Here is a 16268-nt window from a genome sequence, read left to right on the forward strand (position 1 = left end):
ATACCATGAATGCTCAATTGAAGAAAAAAATCATCCCTGCGGCGCTGGTCGTGGCCGTTCTCGTGCTGGGCTATGTGGCCTGGCAAAAAATGCGTCCCACTGGCCCTGGCGAAGGTTTTGTCAGCGGCAATGGCCGCATCGAAGCAACTGAAATCGACGTTGCCACCAAGCTGGCCGGAAGAGTCAAGGAAATCCTCGTGCGCGAGGGTGACTTCGTCAAGGCGGGCCAGCCGCTGGCCACCATGCAGGTCGATTCCCTGACGGCGCAGCGCGACGAGGCGCGCGCGCGCCAGCAGCAGGCCTCCGACGCGGTGGTTGGCGCGCAGGCGCAGGTGGCCGTGCGCGAGAGCGACAAGGCGGCCGCGCTGGCCCTGGTGGCGCAGCGTGAAAGCGAACTCGATGCGGCCAAGCGCCGCCTGGCCCGCTCCGAAACCTTGTCGAAGGAGGGCGCTTCCTCGGTGCAGGAACTCGACGATGACCGCGCCCGCGTGCGTAGCGTGGCCGCAGCCCTGAATGCGGCCAAGGCGCAGGTCACGGCGGCGCAGGCGGCCATCGACGCGGCCAAGGCGCAAGTAGTCGGTTCGCGTTCCGCCGTGACGGCTGCCGAAGCGACCACTGCGCGCATCGACGCCGACTTGGCCGATGGTCAACTGGCTGCGCCGCGCGACGGCCGCGTGCAGTACCTGGTGGCGCAGCAGGGCGAAGTACTGGCCGGTGGCGGCAAGGTGCTCAACCTGGTCGACCTGTCGGACGTGTACATGACCTTCTTCCTGCCCGAGACGGCGGCCGGCAAGGTGGCGATGGGCGGCGAAGTGCGCATCATCCTCGACGCAGCGCCCAATTACGTGATTCCGGCGACGATTTCCTTTGTCGCTGCCAGCGCGCAGTTTACGCCGAAAACGGTGGAAACGGCCAGCGAGCGCCAGAAGCTGATGTTCCGCGTGAAAGCGCAGATCAGCCGCGAGCTGCTGCAAAAACACCTGGCGCTGGTCAAGGTCGGCTTGCCCGGCGTGGCCTGGGTGCGTCTCGATGCGAAGCAGGCATGGCCCGCTGAACTGACGGCCAAGGTTCCGCAGTGACCATGGACGTGAACCCATTTGTCGTCAGCATCAAGGGCGTCAGCCAGCATTACGGCAAGACGGTGGCGCTAGCCGCCATCGACCTCGACGTGCCGGCCGGCCGCATGGTGGGCTTGATCGGACCCGATGGCGTGGGAAAATCGAGCTTGCTGTCGCTGGTGGCCGGCGCGCGCGCCGTGCAGCAGGGCAGCGTCATGGCGCTGGGCGGCGACATGCGCGATGCGCGCCACCGTGACGACGTCTGCCCGCGCATCGCCTACATGCCGCAAGGCCTGGGCAAGAATCTGTATCCGACCCTGTCGGTCGAGGAAAACCTGCAGTTTTTCGCGCGCCTGTTCGGCCATGATGCCGCCGAACGCCGGCGCCGCATCGATCAGCTGACCCGCAGCACGGGCCTGCAGCCTTTCCTGGCGCGCCCGGCGGGCAAGCTGTCGGGCGGCATGAAGCAGAAATTGGGCTTGTGCTGTGCCCTGATCCACGACCCCGACCTGCTCATTCTGGATGAACCGACGACCGGCGTCGATCCGCTGGCGCGGGCCCAGTTCTGGGACCTGATCGCCGGCATCCGCGTGCAGCGCCCGCAAATGAGCGTGATGGTGGCCACCGCCTACATGGACGAAGCGCAGCGCTTCGATTGGCTGGTGGCCATGGATGACGGCAAGGTGCGGGGTACGGGCACGCCGGCCGAACTGCTGGCGCGCACGCAAAGCGACAACTTGGAAGCGGCCTTTATCAAGCTGCTGCCCGAAGCCAAGCGCGCGGGCCACCAGCCCGTGGTCATCACGCCGCTCGATGCCGCCAGCGCGCATGACGTTGCCATCGAGGCACAAGACCTGACCATGCGCTTCGGCGATTTCACGGCCGTCGACCATGTGAATTTCCGCATCGGCCGTGGCGAGATTTTCGGTTTTCTCGGCTCGAACGGCTGCGGCAAGTCGACCACCATGAAGATGCTCACGGGCCTGCTGCCGGCCACGGAAGGCAAGGCTTGGCTGTTCGGCAAGGAAGTCGATTCCAACGATATCGACACGCGCCGCAGGGTCGGCTACATGTCGCAGGCCTTCTCGCTATATAGCGAATTGACGGTGCGCCAGAACCTGGTGCTGCATGCGCGGCTGTTTCACGTGCCCGCGAGCGAGATCGCGGCGCGCATTGATGAAATGGCGCAGCGCTTCGACTTGCGCGAGGTGATGGACGACCTGCCCGATAGCCTGCCGCTGGGCATACGCCAGCGTTTGTCACTGGCCGTGGCCATGGTGCACAAGCCGGAAATGCTGATCCTCGACGAACCGACGTCTGGCGTCGACCCGATCGCGCGCGACAATTTCTGGCGCCTGATGATCGAGCTGGCGCGGCGCGACCGCGTCACCATCTTCATTTCCACCCACTTCATGAACGAGGCTGAACGCTGCGACCGCATCTCGCTGATGCATGCGGGGAAAGTGCTGGTCAGCGATGCGCCGGCCGAATTGGTGCGCAAGAAGGGCGCGCCATCGCTGGAAGCGGCCTTCATCGCCTATCTGGAAGAGGCGGGCGGCGGCACGGCGCCGGCGGCGCAGGAAAGCGAGGCGCCCGCGCAGAAGGCGGAAGCGACCGCGCCGCAGCAGGAACACCGGCAGCAGCGCAGCCGTTTCAGCCTGGGGCGCATGCTCAGCTACATGTGGCGCGAAACCCTGGAACTGCGGCGCGATCCCGTGCGCCTGACCCTGGCGCTGGGCGGCTCCGTGCTGCTGCTGTTCGTGATCGGCTTCGGCATCAGCCTGGACGTCGAAGACTTGAGTTATGCGGTGCTCGACCACGACCAGACGACCCTGAGCCAGAATTACACGAACAACCTGGCCGGCTCGCGCTATTTCGTCGAGCGCCCGCCGCTGCGCGACTATGCCGATATCGACCAGCGTATGCGCAGCGGCGAATTGTCGCTGGCCATCGAGATTCCCCCCGGCTTTGCGCGCGACGTGCAGCGCGGCGCACCAGCGCAGGTGGCCGCGTGGATCGACGGCGCCATGCCGATGCGCGCCGAAACCGTGCAGGGTTACGTGCAGGGCATGCATCAGCTGTGGCTGGCCGACCAGGCCCTGCACCGCTATGGCATCAAGATGAACAACCCGGTCGCCATCCAGACCCGCTATCGCTACAACCCCGACGTGAAAAGCTTGCCGGCCATGGTGCCTGCCGTGATTCCCCTGTTGCTGCTGATGCTGCCGGCCATGCTGGCGGCGCTGTCCGTGGTGCGCGAAAAGGAACTGGGTTCCATCATCAACCTGTACGTGACGCCCGTCACGCGCCTGGAATTCTTGCTCGGCAAGCAGGTGCCGTACGTCGTGCTGGCCATGTTCAACTTCGCTCTCATGGCGCTGCTGGCGGTCACCGCCTTTGGCGTGCCGATCAAGGGCAGCTTGCCGACCCTGATCGGCGCCACCTTCATTTTCAATATCTGCGCCACCGGCATCGGCCTGTTCGCCTCGACGTTTACGCGCAGCCAGATCGCGGCTCTGTTCGTGACGATGATCGGCACCATGATCCCGGCCATCCAGTTTTCCGGCCTGCTCAATCCCGTCTCGTCGATGGAAGGCGTGGGCAAGGCGATTGGCCTGATGTACCCGGCCACGCACATGCTCAATATCAGCCGCGGCGTGTTCAACAAGGCGCTGGGATTCGGCGACCTGCACGCCTCGTTCTGGCCCCTGATCGTGGCGATCCCCGTGATCCTCGGCGTGACGGTGGCGCTGCTGAAGAAACAGGAGTCGTAAGCGTATGCGCCACCTTGAAAATATCTACCGCCTGGGCGTGAAGGAAATCTGGAGCCTGATCCGCGATCCGATGATGCTGGTCCTGATTTTGTATACCTTTACGCTGGCGATCTACGTGGCCGCCACGGCCAAGCCGGAAACCCTGCACATGGCCTCGATCGCCATCGTCGACGAGGATGGCTCGCCGCTGTCGGGGCGCATCGCCGCGGCCTTCTTCCCGCCGCAGTTCACGCCGCCGGCCATGATCAACCAGAGCCAGGTCGATGCGGGCCTGGACGCGGGCCAGTACACCTTCGTGCTGACGATACCGCCCAAGCTGCAGGCGGACGTGCTGGGCGGGCGCCAGGCGGAGCTCCAGCTGAACGTGGATGCCACGCGCATGAGCCAGGCTTTCAGCGGCAGCGGCTACATCCAGCAGATCGTCGCCGGCGAAGTGGCCGAATTCACCAAGCGCTACCGGGGCGCGACGGTCTCGCCGGTGGAGCTGGTGATGCGCGCGCGCTTCAACCCTTCACTCAGCCAGGCGTGGTTCGGCTCGCTGATGGAAATCATCAACCAGGTGACGATGCTGTCGATCATCCTCACGGGTGCGGCCCTGATCCGCGAGCGCGAACATGGCACCATCGAGCACTTGCTGGTGATGCCCGTGACGCCGGCCGAAATCATGTTGGGCAAGGTCTGGTCGATGGGACTGGTGGTGCTGCTGGCCGCCGCCCTGTCGCTGAACCTGGTGGTGCGCGGCATGCTGCATGTGCCCATCGAAGGCTCGATCGCACTGTTCCTGTGCGGCGCGGCCCTGCATCTGTTTGCCACCACCTCGATGGGCATTTTCCTGGCCACCGTGGCGCGCAGCATGCCGCAGTTCGGCATGCTGCTGATCCTCGTGCTGCTGCCGCTGCAGATGCTCTCGGGCGGCAGCACGCCGCGCGAAAGCATGCCCGACCTGGTGCAGAACATCATGCTGATCGCACCGACCACGCATTTTGTCGAATTGAGCCAGGCGATTTTGTACCGGGGCGCCGGCATCGACGTGGTATGGAAACCGTTCCTGGCCCTGCTGGCAATCGGCACGGCCCTGTTTACCTTCGCTCTGGCGCGCTTTCGCAAGACCATCAGCCAGATGGCGTAGGCCCTGCGCCGGAATGTTCCGGCGTTTGTTTGCATGAAAAGGATAGCCATGAAGATCGAATCTGCTCCATTTTTTTCCACCGGCGGCTTGCCGTCCCTGGGCATGCTGGGCGACTATGCACGCGACTCGTGGCAGCGCATCGTGCTGTACGCGGACGTGATGCGCCGGCGCGGCAACCAGTACCAGGAGCATCTGGCCGAGGAAGTGCCGAACGTGCTGGATTTCCCCGCCGAACTGGTGATGTCCGGCCTGGAGCTGGCGCGTCCCGTCAACTACGGCCTGGCGCGCATCTTGACGCCCGATGTGCCGCAGCCCGACCCGTCGAAACGCCCGTTCGTCGTCGTCGATCCGCGCGCCGGCCACGGTCCCGGCATCGGCGGCTTCAAGGCCGAGAGCGAGATCGGCGTGGCCCTGCGCGCCGGTCACCCGTGCTACTTCATCGGTTTCCTGCCCGATCCCGTGCCGGGACAGACGGTGGAGGACGTGATGCACGCCGAGGCGGCCTTCCTGGAGAAAGTCATCGCCCTGCATCCGCTCAGCGAGGGCAAGCCCGTCGTCATCGGCAATTGCCAGGCGGGCTGGCAAATCCTCATGACGGCGGCCATGCGCCCGGAACTGTTCGGTCCCATCATCGTGGCCGGCGCGCCTGTGTCGTACTGGGCCGGCTGGCATGGCCGCAATCCGATGCGCTATGCGGGTGGTCTGATGGGCGGTAGCTGGGCCACGGCGCTGGCGGGCGACCTGGGCAACGGCCGTTTCGACGGCGCCAGCCTGGTGCAGAATTTCGAGAAGCTGAACCCGGCCAACACTCTGTGGAGCAAGCAGTACAATCTGTACGCAAACATCGATACGGAAGCACCGCGCTATCTGGAATTTGAAAAATACTGGGGCGGCCACGTATTCCTCAACGATGTCGAGATGCAGTATATCGTCGACAATCTGTTCATCGGCAACCGCCTGGCCACGGCGGAGTTGATCACCGCCGACGGCGTACGCCTGGACTTGCGCAATATCCGTTCGCCTATCGTCGTGTTTTGCTCGAACGGCGACAACATCACGCCGCCACCGCAGGCCCTGGGCTGGATCACGGACCTGTACCGCGACGACAACGATGTGCTGCTGCACGACCAGACCATCGTGTATGCCGTGCATGACAGCATCGGCCACCTGGGTATTTTCGTGTCGGCCAAGGTGGGACACAAGGAACACCAGAAATTTGCCAGCAATATCGACCTGATCAACCTGCTGCCGGCCGGCATCTACGAAGCGCGGATCGTCGATAAGACGCCCGATACGCCGAACGCCGACCTGGCCAGCGGCGACTATGTGCTGCAGGTCGAGCACCGCAGCATCGAGGACGTGCGCGCAATCGTGCAGCCAAGCGTGGAAAACGACCGCAAGTTCGCCGCCGCCGCGCGCGTGTCCGAAGTGAACCTGGCGCTGTACCGCACCTTCGCGCAGCCTTGGGTGCGCGCCATGGTCACGCCGCAAACGGCGCGCTTCCTGCAGCTCACGCATCCGCTACGCGTGTCGTACGAGCGCTGGACCGACCACAATCCACTGGCCAGGCTGGTGGCCAAAGAGGCGGAAAAAGTGCGTGCCCATCGCCAGCCTGTGGCGCCCGACAATCCGCTGCTGGCCATGCAGGAGGCTATCTCTGGCGCCATCACGGCCGGCTTGAACAGCTGGCGCGACTGGCGCGACACGGTGCAGGAAACCACCTTCGACCTGGTGTACGGTAACCCCCTGGTGCAGGCGCTGACGGGACAAGCCATCGGCGACGCCACGCCGCCGCGTCCTCACCCCGGTATCTCGCCCGAACATTGCGAATACGTGCGCTGCGAAACGCGCAAGATGGACGAGGACATGCAGCACGGGGCTCTGGTGGAAGCGGCCGTGCGCGCGCTGTTCTACATCTACCGCTTCCGCATGATCGCCGACGAGCGCAGGGTCAACCTGGCCCTCAAATTAATCAAGCCGCAATACCGGCAGGATTTCAACATGGAGGAGTTCCGCGGCATCGTGCGCCAGCAGGCGCGTTTGATGCTGCATGATTTCGATGCCGCCATCGCCGCCTTGCCGACTTTGCTGTCGCGTGCCGAACCGGATGCCATCGGCGCGCTGGGCGAATGGCTGCAGCAAGTGCTGCAAGTGCCTGAAGCGCCGACGCCGGACGAGGAAGCGAGCCTGCAGCAAATGCTGGAGGTATTCGACCGCGCGATCAAGGCGCACGCGAAGGCGCTGCCACCGGCCGCGCATGCATCTCAAACTGCGTCCCAGCCTGCTATCCAGGCCAAACCTGCCAAAAACACTACCTCTGCCTAGAAGATCACGATGACTACTACCCAAGACAATGATTTGCATATCGTGCGTAACCGCACCTTCGACCAGATCGCCATCGGCGACACTGCCAGCATCACGCGCACCCTGAGCATGGACGATATCGCCCTGTTCGCGGTGATGTCGGGCGATGACAACCCGCAGCACTTGGATGCCGAATTTGCCGCCTCCAGCCGCTACCAGGGCGTGATCGCGCACGGCATGTGGGGCGCCGCCCTCATCTCCGCCGTGCTGGGGACGCGCCTGCCCGGCGCCGGCACCGTCTACACGGGCCAGACCCTGCGTTTCCTGCAGCCCGTGCGCGTGGGCGATACGCTGGCCATCACCGTCACCGTCACTGCGCTCGAGCCGCGCAACCGCCACGTGACGCTGGCCTGCCGCTGCGTCAACCAGCATGGCGCCGTGGTGCTCGACGGCGAAGCGCAGGTGATCGCGCCCGCCGAGCAGATCGAACGCAAGCGCGCCACCCTGCCCGAAGTTCGCCTGCATAACGGCGACGGCACGCGGCGCCTGCTGGAGCAGGCGCGCACGCTGGGTCCGATCAAGGTGGCCGTGATTCACCCTTGCGATGAACTGAGCTTGTCGGGCGCGCTGGACGCCCATGCGGCCGGCCTGATCACGCCCGTGCTGGTGGCGCCGCGCGCGCGCCTGGAAGCGGTGGCGCTGGAGGCTGGCCTGAGCCTGGCCGGCATCGCCATCGAGGATGTCGAGCATAGCCATGCTGCCGCCGCGCGCGGCGCCGAACTGGCGGGCAAGGGCGAGGTGGCGGCGCTGATGAAGGGCAGCCTGCACACGGATGAACTGATGTCGGCCGTGCTGGCCGCCAGCGCCGGTCTGCGCACCAAGCGCCGCGTCAGCCACTGCTTCCTGATGCAGACGCCCGCGTATCCGCGTCCTTTCATCATCACGGATGCGGCCATCAATATCGCGCCGAACCTGGCCATGAAGGCCGACATCTTGCGCAACGCCATCGACCTGGCGCACGTGATCGGCGTGGCCAGACCGCGCGTGGCCATCCTGGCCGCCGTGGAAACGGTGAATGCGGACATGCCGGCCACGCTGGATGCAGCCGCGCTGTGCAAGATGGCCGACCGCGGGCAGATCACTGGCGCCATCCTCGACGGCCCGCTGGCCTTCGACAACGCCGTGTCAATAGCCGCCGCCACCGTCAAAGGCATCGTCTCGGAGGTGGCGGGGCGCGCCGACATTTTGCTGGTGCCCGACCTGGAAAGCGGCAACATGCTGGCCAAGCAGCTTGAATACATGGGCGATGCGGACAGCGCCGGCATCGTGCTGGGCGCGAAAATTCCCATCATCCTCACCAGCCGCGCCGACTCGCGCGCCAGTCGCATCGCTTCATGCGCCATCGCCGTGATGCTGGCCAATCATTACCGGAGCACGCCACCATGAACGTACCAGCCCACCATGCCGGCGAATACGCCGACGGCGCCCTGATCCTGGTGCTCAATTGCGGCTCGTCGAGCATCAAGTTCGCCTTGTTCGAGCAAGCCGGTGGCGTGCTGCCGCAGCAGGCGCAATGGAGCGGCAAGGTCGAAGGCATCGGCCGCGAAAGTGCCACTTACCGCGCTGGCGGCCTGCCGGCAGTCGCCTTGCAGCTCGATGTGGAGCAGCCCCATCACGCGGCCCTCGAATACATCCGCGCGCAAGTCGTGGCACAGCTGGCCGGGCGCCCGCTGCGCGCGGTGGCGCATCGCGTGGTGCATGGCGGCAGCAAGTATTTCGCCCCCGTGCGCATCGATTTCAAGGTGCTGGCGGACCTGAAAAGTTTTGTGCCGTTGGCGCCGCTGCACCAGCCGTTCGCATTGGAGGCGATCGAGGTGCTGCTCGAATCGCGGCCCGATATCGCCCAGGTGGCGTGCTTCGACACGGCCTTCCACCACACGGTGCCGCAGGTCGAACAGATGCTGGCCCTGCCTTACGATGCGTGGGAGCGGGGCTTGCGCCGCTACGGCTTCCACGGCCTGTCGTACGAATACCAGTCACTGGTGCTGGAGCAGCGCTTCGGCTCTGTCGCGCGCGGCAAGGTCATCGTCGCGCACCTGGGCAGCGGCGCCAGCCTGTGCGCCATGGACAATTTGCACAGCGTGGCCACCACCATGGGCTTTTCCGCGCTCGATGGCCTGATGATGGGCACGCGCTGCGGTTCGCTCGATCCGGGCGCGGTCATCTACTTGATGGAAATCGAAAAACTGTCGCTGGAAAAAGTGGCGCATGTGCTCTACCACGAATCTGGCTTGCTGGGCGTGTCGGGCGTGTCGGCCGATCCACCGGTGCTGCTGGCGCAGCAGAACCGGCAAGATGCCACGGGCGAACGCATCCGCGCCGCGCTGGCCCTGTATATCCGCCGCATCGTGCGCGAAATCGGCGCCCTGACGGCCGTGCTGGGTGGGCTGGACATGCTGGTGTTTACGGCCGGTATCGGCGAGCACAGCGCCGAACTGCGCCAGCGCATCTGCGCCGAGCTGGGCTTTATTGGCCCCGTGCTCGACGCGGAGGCCAATGTGCGCAACGCCGGCCGTATTTCTACCGAGGCCAGCCGCATCGTGGTGGGCGTGGAGCCGGCCAATGAAGAGTGGGTGGCGGCACGCCACGCGGCCCTGGCCGTGAGCGCATGAGGATTTGACAGTGCCATTGCACCCAATGGGGAATTTGCCGAATTGCACATATTTTCCATTGAGTGCGATAGCGCACAGTCTGGTTTTAGTTTTGTCTTTACTATGACGTCATGCCATTGCGCTACATCAAGAAACAGCGCGATGCCTGGCAAATTTTGAACATTTTTCCCGCCTTTAGTAAGAATAAAATTAATCCATATTGAAAGGTCACATCATGAACAAATTACTCGCCGCCCTGATCGCCACCCTGTTTGCTACCGCCGCCTTCGCTCAAACCGCACCGGCCACGGAAGCTGTCGTGAAAGCCCAGGCTTCCGCACAAAAAGACGTCAACAAGGCTGCCGCTTCGGAAGCAAAAGTCGATGCCAAAGCTGACGCCAATGTCGCCAAGGCTGAAATGAAGGCCGACGAAAAGAAAGCCGATGCCCATCACAAGGCCAATAAAACCAAGGCCAAGGCCCACGACAAAGTCGTCAACGCTGATGCTGAAGACAAGCTGAAAGCGGAAGCCAAGGCAGATAAAACCGATGCCAAGGCCGATGCGAAAGCCACCAAGACGGCCGTGAAAGCGAACGCCAAGGTCGCCAAGGAAAAAGTGGAAGCGAACGCCGATAAGGCCCTCGCCGCCACCAAGACGGTAGAAGCCAAGGCCAAGGCCGACGCAGAAGTCAAGGCCGCCGCCGCCAAGTAATTCCCTGTTTGCGGGCCACGGCCTGCAAACCCAAAAGACAGCTTCGGCTGTCTTTTTTTCGTCTGGCACTTTTCTTTTGCACCGCTTGCCGATCTTGATCTGGCGCAAATGCTCCGCTTTTCGCCGTGCCATAGTGAGCTGGAAAACAGACGAAGGGAGACATCATGAGCACCGCTAAAACGAAAAAATCACCGGCTACCGGTTCGGCTGAAGGCATGCCCTCCATGCCGTCCATGTCTTCCATGCAGGCGATGCCGGTCGAAGGCGACATGCAGGCCGGCGCTGATGTGGTGAGCGGCGATGCCATGTCGGGGCCGCGCCTGGGCGTGTCGTATGCGGACCAGGCGGCGCTCACCCAGGGCGCGGTCGCAGCGGATGCCAGCGCCATGCCGGCTGGCGGCATGCAGCAGGCGCCGCAGGGCATGGCGGGTACCAGTTGCATGCAAGTCGGCGGTGACGGCGGCATGGGGACCGGCGGCGGTGTGGGCGGTGGTGGCATGGGCAGCGGTGGTGATGGTGGGCAGGGCGGCGGTGCGCCGCAGACGCGCACCTGCGCCACGATGGACGTGCATCGCCGCCTGCTGACCGAAGATCCGTCCTATGCGAACGTACGCGCCGATATCGAAAACCTGGCCGGGCTCTATGAGGGCGACAGCGGCATTGCCGGACGTTCCGGCGTGACGCAGATACCGGTGGTGGTGCACGTGGTGTGGAATACGGCCGCGCAGAATATTTCGGATGCGCAGATCGCCAGCCAGCTCGATGTGCTGAACCGGGATTTCCGGCGCGTCAATCCGGATGTGAACAGCACACCGGCACCGTTCCTGCCGCTGACGGCCGATGCGCGCGTGGAGTTTGCGCTAGCCACGATCGATCCGCATGGCGCGGCTACCAGCGGCATCGAGCGGCGCCAGACGACGCTGACCTCCTTTGGCGCCGACGATGCCGTCAAGTCGCAGGCGATGGGCGGGATGGACGCCTGGCCGGCCGACAGCTACCTGAATGTCTGGGTTTGCCAGCTGGGCGGCGGCTTGCTGGGCTACGCGCAGTTTCCCGGCGGCCCGGCCGCCACCGACGGCGTGGTGATTCTGCAATCGGCCTTCGGCACCATCGGCACGGCCGCGCCACCATTTCACCTGGGACGCACGGCCACGCATGAAATCGGCCACTGGCTGAACTTGAACCATATCTGGGGCGATGACGGCACGGGGTGCTCGGGCACGGACAATGTGGCCGACACGCCGAACCAGGGCGGGCCGAATATGGGCCAGCCCTCGTTTCCCCAGGTGTCCTGCAGTAACGGGCCGAATGGCGACTTGTTCATAAACTACATGGATTACGTCGACGATTCCGCCATGTTCATGTTCACCGCGGGCCAGGTGGCGCGCATGCAGGCCTGTCTCGATGGTCCGCGCGCCAGCATCGGCATCGGAACGGGAGGCACTGGCGCCACGCCGCGCCAGAGTTCCTCGCCCGTCGTGGCCTGGGGCGCGAATCGCCTCGACGTCTTCGTGCTGGACACGGACCGCGCGTTATGCCACAAGGACTGGAATGGCACGGCCTGGGCGCCGTCCGTCACCGGCTACGAAGGGCAGGGTGGCATCTGTACCAGTGCGCCGCAGGTGGTGTCGTGGGCGCCGGATCGGCTCGATGTGTTCGTCACGGGCAGCGACAGCGGCTTGTTCCACAAATGGTGGAATGGCACGGCCTGGGGGCCGTCGCTGACCGGCTATGAAGCGATGGGTGGCTTGTGCGTGGGCGACCCGCGCGCCGTGGCCTGGGGACCGAACCGTCTCGACGTGTTTGTCGTCGGCACGGATCGCGGCCTGTATCACAAGTGGTGGAACGGTACCGCCTGGGGACCATCGTTGACGGGTTACGAAGCCATGGGCGGCATCTGCCTGGGCCAGCCGGAAGCCGTGGCATGGGGGCCGAACCGCCTGGACGTGTTCGTCATTGGTTCCGACCATGCGCTGTACCACAAGTGGTGGAACGGCACGGCATGGGGACCGTCGCCGACGGGCTACGAGCGCCTGGGCGGCATCTGCACCTCGTCGCCGAAGGCGGTGGCGTGGGGGCCGAACCGGCTCGACGTGTTTGTCACGGGTACCGACGGCGCCCTGTACCATAAATGGTGGGATGGCGCGACATGGGGACCTTCCATCGATGGCTTCGAGCGCCTGGGCGGGATCTGCGTGGGCGAGGTGGAAGCCGTGTCGTGGGCGGCCAACCGTCTCGACCTGTTTGTCATCGGCACCGATAGCGCCCTGTACCACAAGGCGTGGAATGGATCCGCCTGGTCGCCATCCCTGACGGGAGTTGAAAACCTGGGCGGCATGTGCACCTCGCGTCCGCGCGCCACGGCTTGGGCGCCGAACCGCCTCGACGTGTTTGTCACAGGCACGAATGGCGCCCTGTTCCACAAGGCGTGGAACGGTACGGCCTGGTCGCCCTCCGTGAGCGGCTATGAAAGCCTGGGCGGCGTGGTATCGTGTTTCTGACGTCAATGTGTTTAACGGGAGGCGCCATGCACGGCATAACAATGGCATTGCCCAGCGGTAGCTGGACGCATTCCTTCGAGGAGGATGCAGACGGTATCGAGGTGTACCGGCCCACGGCCACATTCGCCTTTCCTCCCAGCCGCAAGGGGCGCAAGGTGCTGGAGTTTAGCGTCGGTACCGGGAGCATGGAAGGAGGCGAGGCGAGCATGACCAGCCTGTCGCCCGGCCCCGATGACCGCCCCCGTGCCGGTCCGCTTACCCGGCTGCAGCCCTTGGGCATGGGGCGGTATGCACTGGCTGGCGCGCCGGGGCCGCAAGAGGTGATCGACATCGTCGAGGCGACGCCCGACGTGCTGCGCCTGTCGCACCGTTAAGGCTTGCCGCGCAGTTTGCAGGCGAGCGCCGTGCGGTTGCCCACGCCGAGTTTTTGGTAAATCGCATGCAGCTGGTTGCGGACGGTGGCCGGCGACTTGCCGAGTTCTCTGGCGATGCTTTTATACGGCAAGCCTTCGGCCGCCATGGCCGCTACCAGCCGCTCGGCAGGGGTCAGGCGCTGCATGGCAGCTTGCTTGAAACGTTGTTGCTCATACCGGCTCTCCTGTCTATGGCGGCATGCCGGTGGCATACCTGCAGGGATAACGGGAGTGCGGGGAATATATGTAAAATTATCTGTAAATGTATTTTTCCTGTTGCCGGTAGGCGGCGATGGACGAAAAAAAAGACAGGCGAACCTGTCCTTTCGTATGGATCGATGACGATCAGCCGATGGCCGCCATCGAGACCGGTTTCAGCTTGGCCGCCAGCAGCTTGCCCTTCTTCGCACGCTTGCCGAAGTGCTCGGCCAGGGCCGTGGCGCCGAGCGATGCATCCTGCGGCTTCGAGGCCCGACCGATGCCCGAGACCACCACGCCGCGCTGGGTGATCGGCTGCACGGCCAGCAGCTTGTCCTTGGCGTCCAGGTCGATCAGCTTGACGCCGGTGCCGCCCTTGGATAGCGTTTTCATTTCATCGAGGCCGAATACCAGCAGGCGCGCGCCTTCCGTCAAACAGGCCAGGGCGCTGGCCGCCTCGGGGATGACCTTCGGGGCCAGGGGCACGTCGCCGTCGTCCAGGGTGATGAAGGCCTTGCCACCTTTCAGGCGGCTGCTCATGTCGCCCGCCTTGGCGATGAAGCCGTAGCCAGCGCTCGACGCCAGCAGCAAATTGGTGGCGCCATTGCCCGCAAAGTAATGCAGGATGCGTACGGCGTTACCGGGCGTGCCGCCGCTCAGGTCGCACAAGGTCGTGATCGGCACGCCGTCGCCACGCGCATTGGGCAGGGCGGACACCGGCACGGAATAAATCTTGCCGTTGTTGCCGAAGCCCAGCAGGGTATCGACCGTGCGGCACTCGAAGGCGCCATGCAGCGTGTCGCCCGCCTTGAAGGTGAACTGCTCCGCATCATGGCCGATACCGGTGCGTGCGCGCACCCAGCCTTTTTCCGAAATGATGACGGTGACCGGTTCATCGACCACCTTCTGTTCGGCTACGGCCTTTTGCGCTTCCTCGATCAGGGTACGGCGCGCGTCGCCGAACTGCTTGGCGTCCGCTTCGATTTCACGGATGATGGCGCGCTTCATCGAGCCGGGGTTGTCGAGCAGGTCTTGCAGCGACTTTTCTTCCTTGCGCAGCTCGGCCAGTTCCTGCTGGATCTTGATCGTTTCCAGGCGCGCCAGCTGGCGCAAGCGGATTTCCAGGATATCGTCGGCCTGGCGTTCGGACAGCTTGAAGGCCTCGATCAGGGCCGTTTTCGGTTCATCCGAATTGCGGATGATCTGGATCACCTTGTCGATATTGAGCAGGATCGCTTCGCGTCCCTCCAGGATATGGATGCGGTCCTTGACCTTGCCCAGTTTGTAGCCGGTGCGGCGGGTGACGGTCTCGAAGCGGAAATCGATCCACTCGCGCAGGATGTCGCCCAGGCCTTTCTGACGCGGACGGCCATCGCCGCCTATCATCACCAGGTTGATCGAGGTCGACGATTCCAGCGAGGTGTGCGCCAGCAGCATCAGCATGAATTCCGTCTGGTCCTGGTTCTTCGACTTCGGCTCGAACACCAGGCGCACGGGCGCGGCGCGGCCCGATTCATCGCGGATGGTGTCGAGCGAATTGAGGATCAGCGCTTTCAGAGCTACCTGGTCCGGCGACAGCGCCTTCTTGCCCAGCTTGATCTTCGGATTGGTCAATTCCTCGATTTCTTCCAGCACCTTTTGCGACGAGGTACCCGGCGGCAGTTCCGTCACGACGGCTTGCCACTGGCCGCGCGCCAGCTCTTCGATCTTCCAGCGCGCGCGCACTTTCATGCTGCCACGGCCGCTCGCATACATGTCCTGGATTTGCGAGGGCGGCGTGATGATCTGGCCGCCGCCGGGGAAGTCCGGGCCGGGAATCAAGGCCATCAGCTCGGCGTGCGTCATCTTTGGATCGCGGATCATGGCCACTGCCGCTTTCGCCACTTCCGTCAGGTTGTGCGAGGCGATTTCCGTGGCCAGGCCGACGGCGATGCCGGAGGCGCCATTCAGCAGCACCATCGGCAGGCGCGCTGGCAGCAGCTTCGGTTCTTCCGTCGAACCGTCGTAGTTGGGCTGGAAGTCCACCGTGCCCATGCCGATTTCATCCATCAGCAGCTTGGCGATCGGCGTCAAACGCGCTTCCGTGTAACGCATGGCCGCCGCGCCATCGCCATCGCGCGAGCCGAAATTGCCCTGGCCATCGATCAGCGGGTAGCGCAGCGAGAAATCCTGCGCCATGCGCACCAGCGCGTCGTACACGGACTGGTCGCCGTGCGGATGCAGCTTGCCCAGTACGTCGCCGACCACAGCCGCCGATTTGCGCGGCTTCGCCGTGGAATTGAGCCCCAGCTCATTCATCGCATACAGGATGCGGCGCTGCACGGGTTTCTGGCCATCGCACACGTCGGGAAGGGCCCGGCCCTTGACGACCGAGATGGCGTAATCGAGATAGGCGCGCTCGGCGAAGGTAGAGAGGGTCAGCGCTTCGCCGTCGAATACCGGTTCATCCGGCTCGATCGGATCAGGCTGGGCATCGTCAAATAAATTGGTTTGTGTGGACATGGCGCTTGTTTCGGTGTTGAGTGGTT

11 protein-coding genes are annotated in these 16268 nt (G+C 64.3%); 9 read left to right on the forward strand and 2 right to left on the reverse strand.

The window, feature by feature from the left end; translation table 11 throughout:
- Nucleotides 1–5 precede the first annotated feature (5 nt).
- The 9 genes from ACQ4W7_RS14390 (at nucleotide 6) to ACQ4W7_RS14430 (ending at nucleotide 13503) form a co-directional block, all read left to right on the forward strand.
- A complete protein-coding gene (locus tag ACQ4W7_RS14390) occupies nucleotides 6–1079 on the forward strand; it encodes an HlyD family secretion protein (protein ID WP_436531302.1) in 1074 nt (357 codons plus the stop codon).
- 2 nt (nucleotides 1080–1081) lie between these two features.
- A complete protein-coding gene (gene rbbA / locus ACQ4W7_RS14395; RefSeq protein WP_436531304.1) occupies nucleotides 1082–3832 on the forward strand; it encodes a ribosome-associated ATPase/putative transporter RbbA in 2751 nt (916 codons plus the stop codon).
- Nucleotides 3833–3836: 4 nt separating this feature from the next.
- Nucleotides 3837–4961, forward strand: a complete 1125-nt coding sequence (locus tag ACQ4W7_RS14400; protein WP_426071986.1) for an ABC transporter permease — start codon at nucleotides 3837–3839, stop codon at nucleotides 4959–4961.
- 48 nt (nucleotides 4962–5009) lie between these two features.
- Nucleotides 5010–7286, forward strand: a complete 2277-nt coding sequence (locus ACQ4W7_RS14405) for a DUF3141 domain-containing protein (protein WP_426071987.1) — start codon at nucleotides 5010–5012, stop codon at nucleotides 7284–7286.
- Nucleotides 7287–7295: 9 nt separating this feature from the next.
- Entirely contained in the window at nucleotides 7296–8711 is a 1416-nt protein-coding gene (locus tag ACQ4W7_RS14410) for a bifunctional enoyl-CoA hydratase/phosphate acetyltransferase (RefSeq protein WP_426071988.1), read from the forward strand.
- The gene (locus tag ACQ4W7_RS14415; RefSeq protein WP_426071989.1) at nucleotides 8708–9937 is read left to right on the forward strand and encodes an acetate/propionate family kinase; all 1230 of its coding nucleotides are present in this window, start codon (nucleotides 8708–8710) and stop codon (nucleotides 9935–9937) included. The genes ACQ4W7_RS14410 and ACQ4W7_RS14415 overlap by 4 nt, the downstream gene beginning before the upstream one ends.
- Nucleotides 9938–10151: 214 nt before the next feature.
- The gene (locus ACQ4W7_RS14420; protein WP_426071990.1) at nucleotides 10152–10628 is read left to right on the forward strand and encodes a hypothetical protein; all 477 of its coding nucleotides are present in this window, start codon (nucleotides 10152–10154) and stop codon (nucleotides 10626–10628) included.
- Between the two features lie 164 nt (nucleotides 10629–10792).
- The gene (locus ACQ4W7_RS14425) at nucleotides 10793–13129 is read left to right on the forward strand and encodes a DUF8189 domain-containing protein (protein WP_436531308.1); all 2337 of its coding nucleotides are present in this window, start codon (nucleotides 10793–10795) and stop codon (nucleotides 13127–13129) included.
- Nucleotides 13130–13155: 26 nt separating this feature from the next.
- Nucleotides 13156–13503 (forward strand): hypothetical protein, encoded by a 348-nt coding sequence (locus ACQ4W7_RS14430; RefSeq protein WP_436531310.1) that lies wholly within the window; start codon nucleotides 13156–13158, stop codon nucleotides 13501–13503.
- On the opposite strand, the gene ACQ4W7_RS14435 is transcribed toward ACQ4W7_RS14430, so the two are convergent.
- Together ACQ4W7_RS14435 and parC are read right to left on the reverse strand one after the other, a co-directional pair.
- Nucleotides 13500–13688: a helix-turn-helix domain-containing protein gene (locus tag ACQ4W7_RS14435; RefSeq protein WP_289946083.1), complete on the reverse strand. Its 189-nt coding sequence runs from the start codon at nucleotides 13686–13688 to the stop codon at nucleotides 13500–13502. The two genes, ACQ4W7_RS14430 and ACQ4W7_RS14435, sit on opposite strands and share 4 nt — an antisense overlap.
- A 199-nt stretch (nucleotides 13689–13887) precedes the next feature.
- The gene (gene parC, locus ACQ4W7_RS14440; protein ID WP_436531313.1) at nucleotides 13888–16242 is read right to left on the reverse strand and encodes a DNA topoisomerase IV subunit A; all 2355 of its coding nucleotides are present in this window, start codon (nucleotides 16240–16242) and stop codon (nucleotides 13888–13890) included.
- Nucleotides 16243–16268: the final 26 nt, after the last annotated feature.

The organism is Janthinobacterium algoris (assembly GCF_051380935.1).
Classification (GTDB): domain Bacteria; phylum Pseudomonadota; class Gammaproteobacteria; order Burkholderiales; family Burkholderiaceae_D; genus Janthinobacterium.

Bases quoted from the DNA above. Each gene is read 5' to 3' on its own strand.
- ACQ4W7_RS14390 (WP_436531302.1), top strand. From the start codon at position 6: ATGAATGCTCAATTGAAGAAAAAAATCATCCCTGCGGCGCTGGTCGTG.
- rbbA (WP_436531304.1), top strand. From the start codon at position 1,082: ATGGACGTGAACCCATTTGTCGTCAGCATCAAGGGCGTCAGCCAGCAT.
- ACQ4W7_RS14400 (WP_426071986.1), top strand. From the start codon at position 3,837: ATGCGCCACCTTGAAAATATCTACCGCCTGGGCGTGAAGGAAATCTGG.
- ACQ4W7_RS14405 (WP_426071987.1), top strand. From the start codon at position 5,010: ATGAAGATCGAATCTGCTCCATTTTTTTCCACCGGCGGCTTGCCGTCC.
- ACQ4W7_RS14410 (WP_426071988.1), top strand. From the start codon at position 7,296: ATGACTACTACCCAAGACAATGATTTGCATATCGTGCGTAACCGCACC.
- ACQ4W7_RS14415 (WP_426071989.1), top strand. From the start codon at position 8,708: ATGAACGTACCAGCCCACCATGCCGGCGAATACGCCGACGGCGCCCTG.
- ACQ4W7_RS14420 (WP_426071990.1), top strand. From the start codon at position 10,152: ATGAACAAATTACTCGCCGCCCTGATCGCCACCCTGTTTGCTACCGCC.
- ACQ4W7_RS14425 (WP_436531308.1), top strand. From the start codon at position 10,793: ATGAGCACCGCTAAAACGAAAAAATCACCGGCTACCGGTTCGGCTGAA.
- ACQ4W7_RS14430 (WP_436531310.1), top strand. From the start codon at position 13,156: ATGCACGGCATAACAATGGCATTGCCCAGCGGTAGCTGGACGCATTCC.
- ACQ4W7_RS14435 (WP_289946083.1), bottom strand. From the start codon at position 13,688: ATGCAGCGCCTGACCCCTGCCGAGCGGCTGGTAGCGGCCATGGCGGCC.
- parC (WP_436531313.1), bottom strand. From the start codon at position 16,242: ATGTCCACACAAACCAATTTATTTGACGATGCCCAGCCTGATCCGATC.